This window comes from Sphingomonas sp. VDB2, from assembly GCF_047946695.1.
GTDB classification, from domain to species: Bacteria; Pseudomonadota; Alphaproteobacteria; order Sphingomonadales; family Sphingomonadaceae; genus Sphingobium; species Sphingobium bisphenolicum.
The window spans coordinates 2,717,746-2,735,182 of sequence record NZ_CP159615.1 but is presented as its reverse complement, the minus strand read 5'-3'; the positions used below and the strand labels follow the sequence as shown (position 1 = coordinate 2,735,182).

17 protein-coding genes, 1 pseudogene and 1 other annotated feature are annotated in these 17,437 nt (G+C 61.5%); of the genes and pseudogenes, 7 read left to right on the top strand and 11 right to left on the bottom strand.

Features of this window, described 5'->3' with window-relative positions; genetic code table 11:
• Positions 1 to 46: 46 nt before the first annotated feature.
• Together ABT375_RS13635 and ABT375_RS13630 are read right to left on the bottom strand one after the other, a co-directional pair.
• A complete protein-coding gene (locus ABT375_RS13635) occupies positions 47 to 301 on the bottom strand; it encodes a hypothetical protein (protein ID WP_416462954.1) in 255 nt (84 codons plus the stop codon).
• Between the two features lie 69 nt (positions 302 to 370).
• The gene (locus ABT375_RS13630; protein WP_416462953.1) at positions 371 to 661 is read right to left on the bottom strand and encodes a DUF1223 domain-containing protein; all 291 of its coding nucleotides are present in this window, start codon (positions 659 to 661) and stop codon (positions 371 to 373) included.
• 64 nt (positions 662 to 725) lie between these two features.
• Here ABT375_RS13630 and ABT375_RS13625 point away from each other — a divergent pair.
• The 6 genes and pseudogenes from ABT375_RS13625 to ABT375_RS13600 all read left to right on the top strand — a co-directional run bounded on the left by ABT375_RS13625 (position 726) and on the right by ABT375_RS13600 (position 8,814).
• A protein-coding gene (locus ABT375_RS13625; protein ID WP_416462458.1) for an IS3 family transposase occupies positions 726 to 1,954 on the top strand; the annotation gives its coding sequence in 2 pieces (ribosomal slippage) (positions 726 to 1,014 and positions 1,014 to 1,954; 1,230 coding nt in all).
• Positions 1,007 to 1,123: a sequence feature (AL1L pseudoknot), on the top strand. Its footprint overlaps the gene before it by 117 nt.
• Positions 1,955 to 1,994: 40 nt before the next feature.
• Positions 1,995 to 2,177, top strand: a pseudogene (locus ABT375_RS13620) (nucleotidyltransferase); the annotation flags it as partial.
• 301 nt (positions 2,178 to 2,478) lie between these two features.
• Positions 2,479 to 3,012, top strand: a complete 534-nt coding sequence (locus ABT375_RS13615; RefSeq protein ID WP_416462952.1) for an RNA polymerase sigma factor — start codon at positions 2,479 to 2,481, stop codon at positions 3,010 to 3,012.
• Entirely contained in the window at positions 2,993 to 4,003 is a 1,011-nt protein-coding gene (locus tag ABT375_RS13610; RefSeq protein WP_416462951.1) for a FecR family protein, read from the top strand. Before ABT375_RS13615 ends, ABT375_RS13610 begins: the two co-directional genes overlap by 20 nt.
• A gap of 93 nt (positions 4,004 to 4,096) precedes the next feature.
• Positions 4,097 to 6,667, top strand: a complete 2,571-nt coding sequence (locus ABT375_RS13605; RefSeq protein ID WP_416462950.1) for a TonB-dependent receptor domain-containing protein — start codon at positions 4,097 to 4,099, stop codon at positions 6,665 to 6,667.
• A gap of 20 nt (positions 6,668 to 6,687) precedes the next feature.
• A complete protein-coding gene (locus ABT375_RS13600; RefSeq protein WP_416462949.1) occupies positions 6,688 to 8,814 on the top strand; it encodes an Atxe2 family lasso peptide isopeptidase in 2,127 nt (708 codons plus the stop codon).
• Between the two features lie 16 nt (positions 8,815 to 8,830).
• On the opposite strand, the gene ABT375_RS13595 is transcribed toward ABT375_RS13600, so the two are convergent.
• The 3 genes from ABT375_RS13595 to ABT375_RS13585 are packed head-to-tail and all read right to left on the bottom strand — an operon-like array spanning position 8,831 to position 11,421.
• Positions 8,831 to 10,570 carry an asparagine synthase-related protein gene (locus tag ABT375_RS13595; RefSeq protein WP_416462948.1) on the bottom strand — a complete coding sequence of 580 codons (1,740 nt, stop codon included), beginning with the start codon at positions 10,568 to 10,570 and terminating at the stop codon, positions 8,831 to 8,833.
• Positions 10,570 to 11,232 carry a lasso peptide biosynthesis B2 protein gene (locus tag ABT375_RS13590; RefSeq protein WP_416462947.1) on the bottom strand — a complete coding sequence of 221 codons (663 nt, stop codon included), beginning with the start codon at positions 11,230 to 11,232 and terminating at the stop codon, positions 10,570 to 10,572. Before ABT375_RS13590 ends, ABT375_RS13595 begins: the two co-directional genes overlap by 1 nt.
• A 54-nt stretch (positions 11,233 to 11,286) precedes the next feature.
• Positions 11,287 to 11,421, bottom strand: coding sequence for a benenodin family lasso peptide (locus ABT375_RS13585; protein WP_156106185.1), 135 nt, complete (start codon positions 11,419 to 11,421; stop codon positions 11,287 to 11,289).
• Positions 11,422 to 11,864: 443 nt separating this feature from the next.
• Between ABT375_RS13585 and ABT375_RS13580 the strand changes: the two genes are divergently transcribed.
• Complete coding sequence (locus ABT375_RS13580; protein WP_416462946.1) at positions 11,865 to 12,812, top strand: LysR family transcriptional regulator; 948 nt, start codon at positions 11,865 to 11,867, stop codon at positions 12,810 to 12,812.
• On the opposite strand, the gene ABT375_RS13575 is transcribed toward ABT375_RS13580, so the two are convergent.
• Genes ABT375_RS13575 through trbK-alt form a run of 6 tightly spaced genes read right to left on the bottom strand, consistent with a single transcriptional unit; the run spans position 12,748 to position 17,436 of the window.
• On the bottom strand, positions 12,748 to 12,984 hold the full coding sequence (locus ABT375_RS13575) for a DUF2274 domain-containing protein (RefSeq protein ID WP_416462945.1): 237 nt from the start codon (positions 12,982 to 12,984) through the stop codon (positions 12,748 to 12,750). The two genes, ABT375_RS13580 and ABT375_RS13575, sit on opposite strands and share 65 nt — an antisense overlap.
• Positions 12,984 to 14,198 (bottom strand): TrbI/VirB10 family protein, encoded by a 1,215-nt coding sequence (locus tag ABT375_RS13570; protein ID WP_416462944.1) that lies wholly within the window; start codon positions 14,196 to 14,198, stop codon positions 12,984 to 12,986. Before ABT375_RS13570 ends, ABT375_RS13575 begins: the two co-directional genes overlap by 1 nt.
• Positions 14,195 to 15,196, bottom strand: a complete 1,002-nt coding sequence (gene trbG, locus ABT375_RS13565) for a P-type conjugative transfer protein TrbG (protein WP_416462943.1) — start codon at positions 15,194 to 15,196, stop codon at positions 14,195 to 14,197. The genes ABT375_RS13570 and trbG overlap by 4 nt, the downstream gene beginning before the upstream one ends.
• Complete coding sequence (trbF, locus tag ABT375_RS13560; protein WP_416462942.1) at positions 15,193 to 15,876, bottom strand: conjugal transfer protein TrbF; 684 nt, start codon at positions 15,874 to 15,876, stop codon at positions 15,193 to 15,195. Before trbF ends, trbG begins: the two co-directional genes overlap by 4 nt.
• A 2-nt stretch (positions 15,877 to 15,878) precedes the next feature.
• Positions 15,879 to 17,159 carry a P-type conjugative transfer protein TrbL gene (gene trbL / locus ABT375_RS13555; RefSeq protein ID WP_416462941.1) on the bottom strand — a complete coding sequence of 427 codons (1,281 nt, stop codon included), beginning with the start codon at positions 17,157 to 17,159 and terminating at the stop codon, positions 15,879 to 15,881.
• The gene (trbK-alt, locus tag ABT375_RS13550; protein WP_416462940.1) at positions 17,152 to 17,436 is read right to left on the bottom strand and encodes a putative entry exclusion protein TrbK-alt; all 285 of its coding nucleotides are present in this window, start codon (positions 17,434 to 17,436) and stop codon (positions 17,152 to 17,154) included. Before trbK-alt ends, trbL begins: the two co-directional genes overlap by 8 nt.
• Between the last annotated feature and the right edge of the window lies 1 nt (position 17,437).

Genomic DNA, 17,437 nt, shown 5'->3' with positions numbered 1-17,437 from the left:
TGGGGACGGGCGCGACCATATGCCGCACCCGTCAAAGCATGATGCATCAGTGGCCCGGCATCATCTTGTCGGACTTCATCATGTCGGGATGCATCTTCATAATCTTCTTGCAGCCAGCATTCTTCATCATCATATCGTGCGACATCGCCTGACAGGATTGCATCTTCCTGGTGTCTGCGGCCGACATCTTCATCATTTTGTCGGACTTCATGCCGCCTTTCATCATCGCGTCCTGTGCTAGGGCAGGTGTGGCGGCGGCGATAGACATGGCAGAAATCGCTATAAGGGTGAGGATACGCATGGGGTCTTCTCCTTGATTTGGCGTCGTTTAGGGGGACCGGACCGCGACACCGTCGGCCACGGGTAGTGGTTAGAGTTTTCGGGCGGCGATGATGGGACCGCCTGCGCCACGCTGGACCAGTATGGCGGTCGACAGACCGCGTTCACGTGCTGGTGGAAGCGGAAAGGAAGTCGATGACCCGGACCAGTCGCCAAGCTTGGCCAGTTCGCGCACGATGTCGCGATGCGGCAGCGTGCGCCCGCCATTCTCGCCGGCCCGGATCGGAACGTCGCGCGATTTGGCATCATAGCGGACCAGCCAGACGGTCGCGGCCTTGCCTGCCGCTCCCGCGCCAATGCGGACCGACGTGCCATCGACCATAATCGCCGGACTGAACCGTACCGGGTTTGCCGGAGGCTCCAACTTCTGAGTAAGTGGAGCCGATATGAGCAAAACGACGAACAAGTTTGCACCTGAGGTTCGCGCACGGGCGGTGCGCATGGTGCTGGATCACGAAGCAGATCATCCCTCTCGCTGGGCAGCGATGATTTCTATCGCCGAGAAGATCGGGTGCTCGGCGCACACGCTGAACGAGTGGGTAAAGAAGGCGGAGGTGGACAGCGGCAAGCGCGCTGGCGTGCCTACCGAGATGGCTGATCGCCTGAAGGCGCTGGAGCGTGAGAACCGGGAGTTGCGTCAGGCCAATGAGATATTGCGCAAGGCGAGCGCATATTTTGCCCAGGCGGAGCTCGACCGCCCGTTCAAACGATGACGGCCTTCATAGACGAGCATCGCGCGGAATATGGGGTCGAGCCGATTTGCAGGGTTCTGCCAATTGCCCCATCCACCTATCATGAGCGCGTCGCACAGCGACGTGATCCGGAGCGACTGTCAGATCGTGTCCGGCGCGATCAGGATCTGAAGCCAGAGGTGGTCCGGGTCTTTGCCGAGAATTTCGGGGTGTACGGCGTGCGCAAGGTCTGGCGGCAGATGAACCGCGAGGGCTTTGCTGTTGCCCGTTGCACTATCGCGCGTCTGATGCGCGATCTGGGTTTACAGGGGGTGATCCGGGGCAAGCCCGTGCGCACCACGATCAGCGACAAGGCTGCGCCGTGCCCGCTCGATCATGTGAACCGGCAGTTCCATGCACCGGCGCCGAACATGCTCTGGGTGTCGGACTTCACCTACGTCGCGACGTGGGCGGGCTTCGTTTATGTCGCCTTCGTGATCGATGTCTATGCTCGCTACATTGTGGGCTGGCGGGTCAGCAGGACTGCGCATGCCGGCTTCGTGCTGGACGCACTGGAACAGGCTATCCACGAACGACGTCCTGTCCATCGGGGTGGTCTCATCCATCACAGCGACCGCGGATCGCAATACGTGTCGATCCGATACTCGGAGCGGCTTGCCGAAGCCGGGATCGAGCCATCGGTTGGCAGCGTCGGCGACAGCTATGACAATGCTTTGGCTGAGACGATCAACGGCCTTTATAAGGCCGAGGTGATACATCGGCGAGGACCATGGCGGTCCTTTGAAGCCGTCGAATATGCCACGCTCAAATGGGTGGACTGGTTTAACAACAGACGCCTGCTGGAGCCCATCGGCAATATCCCACCGGCTGAGGCCGAAGCACAATATTATGCCATGCTGGACGACGTCTCCATGGCTGCGTAACTTAAACCAAATAGCCTCCGGCAAACCCGGTACGGTTCACCGCGCAGCCTTTGAAAAGCTCAAAGATGCCTATGTGAAGGCGCGCTATTCGAAACATTATCGCGTCTCTCTCGATCAGCTCAACTGGCTGGCGGAGCAGATCGAGGAGCTGGGTCGCGTCGTACATATGGTGTGTTCGGAACGCTTGGCCTTCCTCGAGGGCGAGGTCCGCAAGGCGGGCTGACCCGCCCTTGCATGCCCTTTGCCAAGTTGGCATGATCGCCAGGCACTACGGGATCGATCTGGCTACCGGGTGTAGGATTTCCCTGCCAGCATCATGCACACCTGTCCTGTCCGGACGGGTGGCCGTTTCGGGATAAGGCGCACACCGCGCTGGACGACGGCGACCATCGCTGATCTGGCTGTCCGGTTTTCCGGATATTCCAGCATGCCGCGTGGACGCTTTCCATGCCTTATCATTGCTGCCCGCCTGTGCGGACGAACTGCGAGCCATTGCCATGAGCGCCGGGCCAAAGGACAGGCCTGTGCTGACGGCGCCCAGCGCGGACAGCGCGCTGCTCGACACGCTCTTTCGGCAGGAGTCTTCACGCCTGCTTTCCTATTTCCGGCGAAAGACCGGCGATGCCGACGCGGCCAGTGACCTTGTCCAGGAGAGTTTCGTTCAGATCGCGCGCGTCCCGCGCATTGGCGATCTGGCCAATCCCGCCGCCTATCTGCAACGCGTTGCCCGAAACCTCCTGTTTGGCCGCGCCCGTGGACCGCGCCGAGCCTTCGAGCGGCAGATGGTGGCGTTTGAGGATGACTGCGACTGTGCTCATCCGCCACAACAAGAACTAGAGATTGAAGCCAGTCAGCTCCTTGCCCTTTACGAAAAGGCCGTTGCCGGTCTAGCGCCAAAAACGCGGGAGATTTTCCTGATGAGCAGGCGCGACGGCATGACCTACAAGGAAATTCAGGCGAAAGTCGCGCTGAGCATGGGCGCAGTGGAATATCATATGATGCGCGCCATAGCCCATATCGACCGCTATCTGGACGACCATGACCAACATGCCCGCTGATCCTGCCCCTGACCTGGACCGGCGCACCGTTGCGGCCATGTGGCTGGCAAGAATGCAGCGGCCCGACGCCGCGCGATATCAACAGGACCTGGATGCGTGGCTCGCCGCCGACCCTGCCAATCTTTCGGCTTACAATAAGGCGGCCGGCCGTTTTCACGATGCGAAAATGTTGAGCCGGTCGACGCGATGGCGGCCAGCGCCGGTCGATAGTCCCGGTCACCGCACGCAATGGGCTCTCGTCGCGGTCGTTGCCGTGGTATTGAGCGCAGCCTGGCCGCTCTGGAAGACGCTGTCACCCCCTGCCACCATCGAGACCAATGGTCGGCAGACCGCTGCAGCCAAAACCGTTGGCCTATCGGCCACCATAGAAAACCAGCATGGTGCGATTTCCCGCCGGCGCCTGCCCGACGGATCATTCGTATCGCTGGATACGCAAAGCGTTATGCGGTTTGCCTTCAACCCGAAGGCCCGGGATATCTGGCTGGATGCCGGCCGCGCGCGCTTTTCCGTTGCCCATGACGGCCGCTCCTTCATCGTGCATGCCGGAACAGGAACAGTGACAGCAACCGGGACAGTGTTTGACGTCGCCCTTGCGCCTGGCGGCGCGGTGCAGGTCAGACTGCTGGAAGGGGGCGTCGATGTGCAACCGTCGATCTCACGTCCAATGCCGCCGCGTAAGCTGAAGCCTGGTCAGGCCCTGACCTTCACCCGGACCGATCATGCCGTGCCGATCGCCGCCATCGACCCGCGCGACATCGAATGGGTCGATGGCATGATGGCATTTGAGTCCGCACCCCTCTCGGAAATCGTCGCGATCGCCAACCGGTACGCCCGCGCGCCGATCCGCATCGAGGGCAGCGGCCTTCCTGACATGCGATTGTCCGGACGGTTTCGGATCGATGATCCCGACCGGCTCGCTGCCAACCTGGCCCAAAGTCTCGATTTGGCCGTAGAACATCAACCCTCTGGCGCGATCATCCTGCGACGCTGAAATTATTTTACGTCCTCCTTAAGGTCTTCGCCTGACCCCGCATCGATCCCCTTGAACGACCGCCAACGGCAGGCGTCACAAAAGGGGCTGACAATGCGTATTTCCGGATTTCTGCATTCCACTCTGCTCGCCAGCGCGGCGCTGACCACGCTGGCTGTGTACCAATGTGCTACGGCCCAGACCGACGTCGCGGTGCCTTATAATCAGTCCAGCCAGCCAATGGCCGATGCGCTGCGCGAGGCCGCCGCTGCATCCAGGATGGAGATACTCTTCGTACCTGCCGATGTTGCCGGGCTTACTGCGCCTTCGCTCCAGGGACAATTCACGCCGCAGGTCGCCGTCGATCGATTGCTGGCCGGAACCAGCCTGCATGCACGCATCACGGACGGGACTATCTTCATTCGGGGGCGAGACGGGGCGGCGGATGCCCTCGCCTCGGGTGAAGCGGCGACTGCGATCGTCGTCACCGGATCCCGGCTGAAGGGTGTTACGTCGCCATCGCCTACCATCGTGCTCGATCAGGACGACATGCGCAACGCCGGGCAAACCAATCTCGGCGACGTCGTCCGGAGCATCCCACAGAGTTTCGGCGGCGGCCAGAATGTGGGTGTCGGATTGAATGTCCCTTCGGCCAGCGGCGTCAATGTTGGCTCGGGATCAAGCATCAATCTGCGCGGCCTGGGATCGGATGCAACTCTGACGCTGCTGAACGGTCATCGGCTGGCCTATAATGTGTCGCGGCAAAGCGTCGATGTGTCCGCCATCCCGATGCTGGCCGTCGATCGGCTAGAGATCGTGGCAGACGGTGCATCCGCGATTTACGGATCAGACGCTGTCGCCGGCGTTGCCAACATCATCCTGAAACGCGACTTTGACGGCGTCAGCACCAGCGCCCGGCTGGGGATGTCGACCGACGGCGGCAACGAGCAGCAGCAATATGGCGTTATCGTGGGGAAGAAATGGGGCAGCGGCGGGGCTTTCATAGCCTATGATTTCGAACGCGACACGGCGATCGAGGCGCGCCAGCGCAGCTATACCGCCAGCTATGGCGGGCAATCCCTTTTTCCCGCTGTAAAACGGCATAGCCTGATCATGAGTGGCCATCAGGCATTGACCGCTGACCTCACATTTTCGCTCGATGCGCTCTACAACCACCGCACCAGCCTCTACAATTATCCGCTGAACGCGACCGGAGACTATCGCCAGTTGGGAACATTGCTGTTTCCGCGCAACACCTCTTTCGCTCTGGCGCCGTCGCTGGACTGGTCGGTCGGCCAGGGCTGGTCGCTCTCCCTTGCTGGCATGTACGGCAAGGACAAGACGCACTATGATTCCGACACCTATATCGGCGGATCCGTCTTTTCGTCGGTCCGCGCCTGCTATTGTAACGACGCCCAGTCGATCGAACTGAATGCTAGCGGGCCTCTGATGCATTTGCCGGGCGGCGAGGCCAAACTCGCCGTCGGCGGCGGCTATCGACGCAATGGATTTCATGCCTATCGGACAACCGGCTCGCCGCAGAACATCAATGTGTCCCAGGACAGCTATTACGGTTTTGCAGAACTGAACCTGCCGCTTGTCTCGCGCATGATGGACGTGCGCCTCGTCGATCAACTGACGTTCAGTGGCGCGATCCGCTATGAGGATTATCCGGGCATCGACAAGATCGCCACGCCCAAGCTCGGCCTGATCTATGCACCCACGCCCGATGTCTCATTGAAGGGATCCTGGGGGAAATCGTTCAAGGCGCCCACCATGTTCCAGCAGTATTCGGGGAAATTCGTATCGGTCACCGCGGTGCGCAACGTGGGTGGATCGGGCTATCCGGCGAACGCCACCGCGCTATTGGTGACCGGGGGAAGCCCCGATCTCAAGCCCGAGCGCGCTAGGAGCTGGACAGGGACGCTCGATCTCCATCCCCGGGCAGTCCCAGGCCTGCAGATCGAACTGAGCTATTTCGACATTGCCTATCGCGATCGTATCGTCGCACCCATCACCTATAGCAGTCAGTCGCTGAGCAATCCCATCTATGCGGATTTGATCAACGTCTCGCCGACCGAGGCTGACAAGGCGTCCGCGCTAGCGAATACCGAGTCGATCAATTATCTGACCGGCGCCTACGATCCGGCGACCGTTGTCGCCATTGTGGATAATCGCAACGCCAATGCTACGCGGCAGAATATCAAGGGCGTGGATCTGTCCGTTCGCTACGCACTCGCGCTTGGCGGCGGGCAACGACTGACATTGAGTGCCAACGGCAGCTATCTGCATAGCACGCAAAAGCTCAGCGCCAGCCAGCCACTTGTGGCTCTGGCAGGCACAATCTTCAATCCGCCCCATTATCGGGGTCGCGGTGCCGTCACCTGGACCAACGGCGCCACATCCTTGTCGAGCACCCTGAGCCATATGGGATCGACGGAAGACCTTCGCTTCACACCTGTCACCCGATCGGGCGAGATGACGACGATCGACCTTACGGCGCGGCACCATATAGGCGAGGCGGGTCTGCTATCAGACATGGATGTGGGGCTGACACTTCTCAATATCCTCAACGAGAAGCCGGGGATCGTGCGCCGCTCGCAAGTCTACGATCTGCCCTACGACTCCACCAACAATTCAGCGATCGGCCGTTTCGTCAGCCTTTCGATTACGAAGCATTGGTGATCGCCATGGCATTGGCATGCATGAACTATCGCGCACGGTTGTTGATCATGGGCATCGGCCTGTTCTTGGGCAATGTCTGCGGGACGCCAGCCATGGCCTCGCAATGTGCGGATTTGCTACCCGGTTTGCGTCAGGACGTCGCGCGCGCGGTGACGGCGGGCGATATCGCGAAGTTGCGGGACATAGGGCCAATCGGCGGCATGCCTACAGGACAAAGTCCGCTTGCCCTGTCACCCGATGGGCGGTCGATCGCCTTCATCCTGACCCGGGCACATCCTGAGACCAACAGCTATTGCCAGGGCCTCGTGGTGGTCGATCTTCGGCCGGACAGCGTGGCCCGGCTCGTCGATCAAGGTGGAGAATTGATCCGGGTTACCTTCCAGAGCGAGCAGCGCGGGCTTCTGACCGATACGGGTATCGCCGCGATCAACCAGCCGCGCTGGTCGCCCGATGGCACCCAGATTGCCTATCTGCGCAAGGATCGGGGCAGGACGCAGGCATGGCGCGCGAGCGTGCATGGCACAAGCGGCACGCAGGTGTCCCATTCCCCCGTCGATGTCGAGGCCGTCGCCTGGTCGGATGACGGGAGGGCGCTCATATATGCCAACCGGCCATCCCTGATCGAAGAAAATGCTAAGCTCGATCTGGAAAGCCTGACCGGCTACCTGTTCGACGATCGGGCGATGCCCATCTATGGTGACCGACCGATGATCCGGGGGCCATTACCCCTTCATTATGCCGCTGCAGATATTTCTTCGACGTCCTCATCGGATCGCTCCGCCACGCCAGCAGAGCGGACCGCGCTCGACCGGATCGGTCCGGGCATGCTGCTGGGACGACCTTTGGCCATCACCGGGCCTTCTGGCGAGGAAGGGTGGGTGAAGGCGGAGGTGCCCGATCGTTATCTCAGTCCTATCCGCTTGTGGGGCAAGGACCGGCAGGGACGTGAATGGCAGTGTCAGCACAGCAGTTGCGCCGATGGCATCATCGGCATGTGGTGGTCCGCCAAACATGGTGCCGTCCGGTATCTCCGCCGCGACGGCTATGGCGGCAGTCGCCTGACATTCTATCTATGGACGCCGGGACACTCCGCACCGCGAAAGATGTGGGGGACTGATGGCCTGTTGACGGGCTGCCTCCCTTTGGAGGATCATCTCATCTGCGCCCAGGAAGGATCGACCCAGCCCCGGCGCATCGTGGCGCTGGATGCCGATACCGGCCGATCATCGGTTATCTTCGATCCAAACCCGGAATTTCAGCATTTACAGATGGGAAAGGTCCAGCGCCTTTATTGGAAGAACCCGTTGGGCTTTGAGACTTTCGGCGATCTTGTTCTGCCCGCCAGTTACCCCGTCGGCGCAAAACTGCCGTTGATCGTCGTCCAGTATCGAACACGCGGCTTCCTGCGCGGCAGTATCGGTGACGAATACCCCATCCATGCCTTTGCGGCGCAGGGCTTCGCCGTCCTGAGCGTCGAGAGCCCGCCATTCTTCGCTACCAGTCTAAAGCAAGGCAACTGGCGGACGTGGAAGGATGCGGAATCGGAAAATGTGAAAGGATGGCGGGAACGGCATAATGTGGCCTCGTCCATCGTCGCTGGCGTCGAGACGGCCATGGCGACAGGCGTGATCGATCCAAAGAAGATCGGCCTGACCGGTCTGAGCGATGGCTCAACCACCGTTTGGTATCTGCTCATCAACACCGATCTGTTCGCCGCAACCTCCGTCAGCACCTGTTGCGCCGACCCCAAGACGGACCTGATCATGGGTGGACCGGCCTGGGAAAAGGAACGGCGGCGTTTCGGTTACCCCGCGCCAACCACCGATGATCCCGCCTTCTGGAAACCCATTTCGCCCGCCATGAATGCCGCCAGGATCAAGGGACCCGTGCTGATGCAACTGGCCAGCGATGAATATTTGCGCGCGCTCGAGGCCTATACCGCCTTCCGGGAGATTGGCCCGCCGGTCGAGATGTTCCTCTTTCCGGGCGATCACCACATCAAGTGGCAACCGGCTCACCGCTTGGCCATCTATGCGCGCAATATCGACTGGTTCAATTTCTGGTTGCGTGATGCCGTCGATCCAGCACCGGAAAAGGCGGCGCAATATGATCGGTGGCGGCGGCTGAAATCGCAACGTCGTCCATAATGCTATGGGTTCATCATTAGCGCGCTGCCCATGACTGCGCCCATGCTTCGGCATCGACCAGACGCATCAGCCGCCAGAAATCGCCGTTCCGGGCATGTTGCGACCGATCGATGCTCTGCTCGATCGCGCCCATATCCAGAAGGCCCGCCTGTGCCAGAAGACCTTCCCGCAACATGGTCGCAATGGTCTGCCGATGGGCTTCGAACAGGGTCGCTACGAAGCTGTCGGGCGTGCCTTTTGCTAATCTGGCGATAAGGGGGGGCGGGAGGACATCTTCGAACGCCTTACGGGCGACATTGCGGTTGCGGCCGTCGCGGCACCAGAACCAGGATGGAATTTTCAGGCAAAGTTCCACGATTGGCTGCGACAGCAGGGGCGAGATGACGGGCCTATTGAAACCACGTTCGCTGTCGAGATGGTTCTGGATGCGCAAAAGCAGGGCGATATGGCTTGCCGTTCCCGGCAGCGCACCGTCTGGCGCGTCCAGCCAATCGTGCCTGCAGGCTGCAGTCGCCTCCTGCGTGGCAAAGGGGGACAGAAAGCTCAGGTCCGGCTTCCAGACATAACGGGCTGCCTTTTGCCGACTCTTCCGCCAGCCGCTTCTGGCAACAGACCAGATATCTGCATGGGCGAGAGCGCTCATATCCATGATCGCCCGCCAAGAGCCACGACCGATGCCCTCGACCAGCATCTGATCGGCGATCGACGCCCCGGATTGCAGATAGCAAAAGACATTGTCACCACCGCCGCCGTTGAAGAAGACATCTGCCCCGACCTCGTCTGCAAGCCCGATCCCCAGCGCGTCGCCTGCCTGGGCGAAGGATCGGACCGTGGGGCGTGGAAAGCGGGCGGCGCCAGAGCGATGCAGGTCAACGAGGCCCACTTCCAGCATTCTTTCGAACAAAGGCTGCCCGAACTGATTGGTCAGTTGCCGGGCATAATCCCGCTCGTCTCCCGACGGATCGGCGGTCACCAATGTAATATGGCTTGCGCGAACATTCTGGGGCATGGCCGCCGCGACGATGGAGGAATCAAGCCCCCCCGACAAATAGAGGAGGACATGTGCGAATGGCCGCGTCCACGCCTGGACGCAGTCCATGATAGTCTCGCGCAGCAGGCGGACGGCCTCCACCTCATCGCGGATGAGCGACAGGCGATCGGTGTGCTGCCACGGTGACCAAAAAGCCGCAATATCTTGCGAACCCGTCTCGGCAACCCGCATATGCGAGCCCGCGGGCAGCTCGGTCAGGCCTTCGATACAGGTCTGCGCCGGACGCATTTGATCGGCGATCAGGAACCGCGTGAGTACCCGCCAATCGATATTGGTCCGAAGAAGATCCGCGTCGACGAGCAAAGTCGGCTCAGATGCAAAGGCAATAATTCCTTTTCGCCGCACATGATAACAGGGGATCATGCCAGAGGGATCGCGGGCGATCTCGATCGCCATATCGTCCGGGCTCTGCCGGACGGTGACATAGGCCCCCCAGTTCGATGACCCGCTACCGGCCGACGGTGCTTGGGAGATGGCCTCGACCTGGCGGCTTCGACCGCCAACCTTTTCGAACATATAACCCAGGATGATCCCGGCGCGGTCATCCGCCATGACAAAAGGGCTGCCGGGTTCAACCAACACGACCGCGCGGCCGAATGCGGCGACCTTGATGAAGCCCGTCACGGCAATGACGCGATTCACTATCGTCTCGATGCTTTCGAGGAGATCGCCTGGAAAGACGAGCGCGATGTAGCGGAGCGCCATTACAGGACCAGTATTGGGGTGAAACGCTGCACATGATCGACACGATCGTCGAGAATGAGATCGTCTTGCTCGACCCAGCTATGCGCCGAGAAGGGATGCAACTGCACACCAAAGACCAGCCTTGCATCATGGCCGCGCTGCTGCGCGTGGCGGTGGAGCGCCAGTGCCCGGATCAGGCAATGATCGACAGGGAGATAGTAGCGACGCGACGCTTCATAGGCAGCGCACAGGCGCCGCATGCCGGGCGCGGACGATCCAAGGACAACAGGCAGTGGCGTTGCTTCCCTAAGCCGACGCAGGGTAGTCGGCAAACCCTGCCGCCTCAATGTGCGACGCATTGCCGCCAAACGGACAATAATTTCAGGAATCTGGGCCGCCATGCGTGAGGCGCCATCCTCTTGGTCGAATATGCTGCGCCCAGCTGGTACATGCTGGCAGGGTGTAAGTGGCTTGGCACCTTCACCGTGCCCTATGATCCCCGCAGCGCGCAGCGGCGCTATCTCCTGTTCCGTAAAGCCCGCATCGGAGGACTTCAGGAGCTTTTGAAGACTGTCGCGCGCAGGCCCTGTCAGACTGAAATAGCGATCCGCCTCATAATCCATGAAGATGAGGTGATGCTGGATTTCACAGAATGTCAGTCCGGGGCGAAGCGACAAGGCCATGACGGCGCCTTTCCGATAACCGGTGCGCGGGAGCACCGCGCACCGGCAGTGGTGTCAGTCGTCGGAAAGGCCGACCGGGTTCTGCAGCCCGATCTCGTCACCCTGGCCAAGGCCCGGGCCCTTCGTCTCGACGCTGATTGCGCCGAGGTCGATCATATCGTCGTTGCGACGTTCGACAGTCTTTTCCATCACACGTTCCTCTTCGATAGACCGCGATCCATTTCGCGGCACCGACAAGGATGTGCCCGGCGATCGATTATAAGAATTTTATAATCCGATTATAATCGCGACCGACCTTCGATCCCCACGCATAATGGACCTCCGGGCGAATGCTAACAGGGAGAAGCCAGCCTATTTCCGACGCGGGACGTGACCGTGCTGTGAGACATGAGTTGGGATCATGCGCCGCCGTCTTTAGCAAAGCCTGGACATACACGACAACGACCCGGTCACGCCCGCTCTGCCGGCGGCATTGATCCAAATCTATCCCGACATTTCTGCAATCGCAAATTCTGCCATCTGTAAGAGGCGCCGCGAGGGTTCGTTTTTCCCCCATTTCTGGGGATTTTCAGCATGAGTGAACCGCGGAACATTGGGTTTGTCTGAAGAACCAATGCGGCGAGGGTTGGAGCATGATCGAAATCCGTCACCTCCATTATGTCATAGCGACGGCGGAGTTTGGGAGTTTTAGCCAAGCGGCCGAGTTGCTGCGCATCAAGCAATCTACCTTGAGCCAACGGATCCGCCATCTCGAGCAGCGGCTTGGCACCGACCTGTTCGAGCGCTCGACACGCGGCGCCCGACTGACACGCGCGGGAGACCATTTTATATCGGGTGCGCGCCAGCTTGTGTCTGATCTTGACAGCCTTCATCGCAACACCATCATCTTTGGACAAGGGCGCCGCGGTGCGCTGAAGCTGGGCCTTTCAGGCGCAGTGCCCAGTAGCGCGGTGCAGTCTCTCATGCTAGAATTCAGCAAACGCCATGCAGACATCCAGCTGTCTGCTGCGGTCTGTGACAGACAGGCGCTTGAACGCGACTTCGAGCGCGGCCAACTCGACGCCATCATCGTTGCAGGCCATCTGGCCCCGCCAGGCGCGGCCTATCATGCTATTGGCAGCAGCCGGCTTTTTGCCGTCATGGTCCGCGACAACCCTCTGGCATTGCGTGCGCCGCTCTTCTGGTCGGATCTGCGCGACCTTAGCCTTCTACTTGCGGACAGCGCGCGCGGAGACGACCTGCTCTCTCAGATTGCGGGACGTCTTACCCTGGCCCAATCGCAGGCTGGTCTGGACCGCGCGGCGATCGTCCGTAGCCCGCTGAATTTGAATGGGCTCTACCAACTGATTGATGCAGGCTGTTTTACCATCGTGCAGGAGCGCGCGTTCGCTCGCTTGCCCCCGCATCTGGTCGTCTTGCCCATCCACGAGCCCCATGGCCATGCGCGCATCGATTTCGGCCTCTGCTGGCGCGAAGACGCTAGCAATCCTGCACTTGCCCCTTTGCTTGGGACCATCATGACGGTTGCCGAGAAGCCTTACCGCTGCGATGCCTTGCAAAGGCGCGGTCCCCCGCCATGAAGCGTTCCAACATGGGCGCGATGAGACGTTCGGGAGAAACCTGCGCTTCACCCGTTTCAGTGGCCAACGCCGCAGCATAGCGCACAAGGTCGCGATGAACATTGGCTGGCAATTCCAGACTGATCTTGACGGGCTTGTCGTCCGCCAGCGATCCCAGGCGCAGCTTGGCCATCACCGATTGCCCAGAGGGGGAAGGACAAGGTCGCGCGTGATCATCACGCGCAGCGGATGGCCCGGCCGGATAGTCAAGGTCGGAGCTATCGCTACCTGACGCTGTATGATCTGTTGCCCGGCCTGATTGAAGCTGTCCTGCGACCCCCGGCGCAGCGCCCGGATGATGTCATTATCGCTATCGGCCGCCAACTCCGTGCCAAGACCTAAAAGAGTCGAGATCATGGCAGCGCGCGCAACGCCACCCCAATGATTGTTTACGCTGTCCTGCAATCCCGAAAAGCCGCTGGCATCGGCAGTAGGTTGACGCTCGAGCATCATCGAACGCCCGTCGGGCATGATGAATCGCGTCCATGCCATCAGAATCCGCGACTGACCGGCATCGATTTGCGAATCATAGTCCCCGATCAACCTTGCGCCCTGCGGAATAAGCAGGATGCGCCCCGTCGGGCTGTCATAGACATTCTGCGTCACCTGGGCGCTGATCTGACCGGGCAGGTCGGATCGGATGCCAGTGATCAAGGCGGCTGGTATGATGCTGCCGGCCTGCAGGATGTTGGCGGACGCCACGGGTTCGACGGTAGATGAGGCGAGCGAGCGCGTGTCCATGGTGCCCGCCATGAAAGCACGTTTCGCCGCGCTACCCGATGCCATCATTCCCGGGGAGGCGGCAAGGTCAGGCCCGAACGCTGGCTCGGTGGTCGGCGACTCCGTGGCGACATGCTGCGCCGCGCCGCCCGTCGATCCGGCATTCCCATGACCAGTAAACAACTGGCTTGCCTGCGCAGCGTCCCGTTCCTGCCGCGCTTTTTGCCGTGCTGCGACGGCCGGATCGATGGCCTGGCGATCGGATGGATAGCCTTGTCCGGAAACTTGGTGGTCGTTGCCGCCCTGTTGTGCAGCAAGGATCGGCCGTCCCAGGTCGCCTGGTAGTGGCGGTCCCAATTGCGGAACCTGGCTATAGTCCTTGGGCACTGATCCCAGCCCGTCGGCCTTTGCCCGGCCCTCGGTCGCGTAGACTTCCTGGCCGACCGGTTTCTTCGGCGGCTGTAGCGCATAGATGAGAGCGCCCCCGATGCTCAAACCTGCAAACACGCCCACCCCGGCCAATGTCTTGCGCGACAGGCGCATTACCGACGGCGCATCGCCTCCCAACTTGAACGGCGCCGCCGACGAGGGCGCGGGCGAACTATCCTGCTCGCTACGGTCGCTCATGGTCGGCTTCTCCTCCCGCTTGCGATCCGTGTCAGGCGTACCCGCTGAGCCGTCTTCTTGTCCCCCATGCGCAACTCGGCTGCGCTGAAGAGCCGGTCGATGATGATGAAACGGTCCTGCACCCGATAATTGACGAGCTCGGCATTGCCGCCGCTGCCCAGGATGAAGACTGGCGGCATTTCGCCCTGCGCGACGCTTGCGGGAAACTCGATGAAGACCTGGCTACCGTCGTCGAACGCGCGCAGGGGTCGCCAGCTCGGCTTGTCCCCATCGATCGCGTAACCGAAATCGAGCGAGGCGATGTTGATGCCCGCGGCGATCGGCGTCTTTGCGGCGATAGCGGCGTTGCGCTGCCGCAGCGCTATCAATTCATCCTGGGGGTATGACCAGGATACCGACGCCATATAGGTGGTCGGGGTGGCGCGCAGTTCGAGATGATAGGTCCGCCGATCGGTGTTGATCACCAGGTTGGTCAGGAGATCGGGCCGGGTCGGCTTTGCCAGGATATGGACGCGTTGCGTCTCGCCCGCACCGCTGAGCGTATCTCCGATAATCCATCTTACGGTATCGCCCGCAGCCACCGGACCCGCCCCAACAAGCGTTTCTCCGGGCTGAAGGGCGATGTCCGTCACCTGGCCGGGCGCCGTGTAGACCTGATAGAGAGCGCCTTCCGCCCAGGGATATTGCTGCATGGCGTTGATGAAGCCATCGCGCGCGGGCTCCATGCGGGCCGCGGCATTGGCGGCGACGATCCGGGTTTTGGGATCAGCAAGGACATGGTCGGAGGCTATGGGCGGCACCGGCTTGAGTTGCCCCGGCAACGGCAGCGGCTGTGCAACAGGCACGATCTCGACCTGTTTCTCAGGTTCCGCCATGCGCACCGCAGGCATCTCGGTAGCCTCATGCAGGGCTGGGCGCGTCGCCGCACAGGCCGTGGTCGTGTTTACGGAAATCAGCAAAGCCGCAATTGCGGCCCCGGAACGCTGAACGTGCATCATTGGGAAAGCTCCTTCGACCAGTTGATGGCATTGACAAACAGGCCGAGCGGGTTCTTGCGCAGGGCATCGGGCGCGGAGGGTGGCTGGATCACGACCGTCACGATGGCCGACCACCGGCTTGTCTCAGCCAGTGCCCCATCCTGGTATCGCCGCTCGGTCCAGGACACGCGAAAGCTGCTGTCCGACGACCGGATCACGCTTGATATATCGACCGCAACCTGCGTCTTGCCGACAAGCGCGAACGGGTCATTCGCACGCGCATAATCATTGAGGACCGTGGCGCCGCGATCCGTGGTGAAGTCATAGGCGCGCAGCCATGCCTGGCGCAGGACGATCGGATCGGCCGGGATGCTGCGAACCTGCTCGACGAAGCGCGCAAGATGGAAGGCGATCTGCGGATCGGTCGGACGGTATCCCGCATCGGCGGGGCCGACGGCCTGTGCTTCGCCGAACTTGTCCACCTGCACGACCCAGGGCACGATCGAGCCGCGCGCCGATTGCCAGATCAAGCCGGCGGTAAGACCACCAGACAGCATGAGCGTGCCGAAAAAGGCGAGACGCCAATTGCGCGCCTGGACGCGCGCCGAACCGATGCGATCGTCCCAAGCCTGGGCAGCACGTTGGTAAGGCCTGACCGGCTCCGGGGTCTGGCCGTACCGGATGGATGGTCGTTTGAACATGATCAGTCCCTTCCGCTCAGATCGATCGAAGCGCCGCCGCCGCCGCTGTCGCCGCCGCGCAATGTGTGGGCGGCGGTCGAAACCCCGTGGGCGATCGCCTGCCGCTGGCGCATGGCCGTCGCCCATTTGGGCGGCCCAGATGCAGTTTCCGCACCGGTGCCGTTGGTCGATGCGCCCGATTTCCCGGCTTCGAAACTTTGCTGCATCGCATCGGCGGCTCGGCGTAGCGGGGACGTGGCGGCAGATCCGGCCGATCGTCCCAGCGCACCGATCCCGCCCGCGACAGCGTCTCCCCCGCTCTTACCCACTGCACCGGCGCTATAGGTGGCGCTGGTCGATCCGGCCGCACGGGCGGCGGCGCTCGATGCGCTCGCTACGGCCCCTCCAACAGCGCCGGCCGCGAGTCGTGCGCCTGCGGCCCCGCCGGCCAGGGTGGCGCCGGCTGCAATCGCCGTACCCGCCGCTGCGCCTGCACCAAGCTGCGGACCTCCGGTGACGATGCCATTGGCGATGCCGGGGCCGAATATGCCCAGACCGAGCAACGCCAATGAGGCGAGCGCAATCGACATGGCCTGTTCCGCAGTCGGCGCTGTTCCACCCAGCGCGTTGATGAACTGGTCGAACAGTCCTGTGCCGATGCCGGTGATGACGGCGAGAACCAGGATCTTGATGCCGCTCGATACGATATGGCCAAGCACCCGCTCCGCCATGAACGCCGTCCGCCCAAAAAAGGCGAAGGGCAGCAGGACGAACCCGGCCAGCGTCACCAGCTTGAACTCGATCAGCGTGATGAACAGCTGTACGGCAAGAATGAAGAAGGCGAGGATTACGATCATCCAGGCCAGCAGCAGCACCGCGATCTGGACGAAATTGGCGAAAAACGAGGTGAACCCCATCATCTCGGACGCGGACGTGAGCAGCGGTTCGCCTGCATCAAGCCCCACCGCCGCAACGCTACCTGGCTTCATGAACTCGGCGAGGCCGATGCTGGCACCGCTCGCCTTGAGGCCGAGCCCGGCAAAGGACTGGAACAGGATTTGCGAAAGCGAGGAGAAGTTGCCGATGATGAAGGCGAAGAAGCCGATATAGAGCGTCTTCTTTACCACGCGTTGCAGGACATCCTCGTCGGCACCCCATGCCCAGAACAGCCCGGCAAGTGTCACGTCGATTGCGATCAGCGTGGTCGAAAGAAACCCGACTTCCCCGCCTAGAAGGCCAAAACCGGAATCGATATAGGCCGTGAAGGTCGAGAGGAACCCGTCGATGACGCCGACATCATTCATGTCCGGTACGCTCCTGCAGATCGGATCGGGCGCTGCCACTATCCTCTGTACCGAAGAAGCGGCGTCGCTCGGCTTCCCAGGCCGCTTCGCAGGTTGGATCCTGTGCCGTGACGTGCCGACAGCGAACAAGGGCGGCCGCGCGGCGCTCGGTCGACACCGGCATCGGCGGTATCTGTTCAGTGGGCGTGCCTTTCTGCTGGTGCATGACCGTGAGCACTGCAACCGTCAGCATGCCACCGCCGACTAGGCCCGCCAGCGCCAGGCGTCCGCTTCGCATC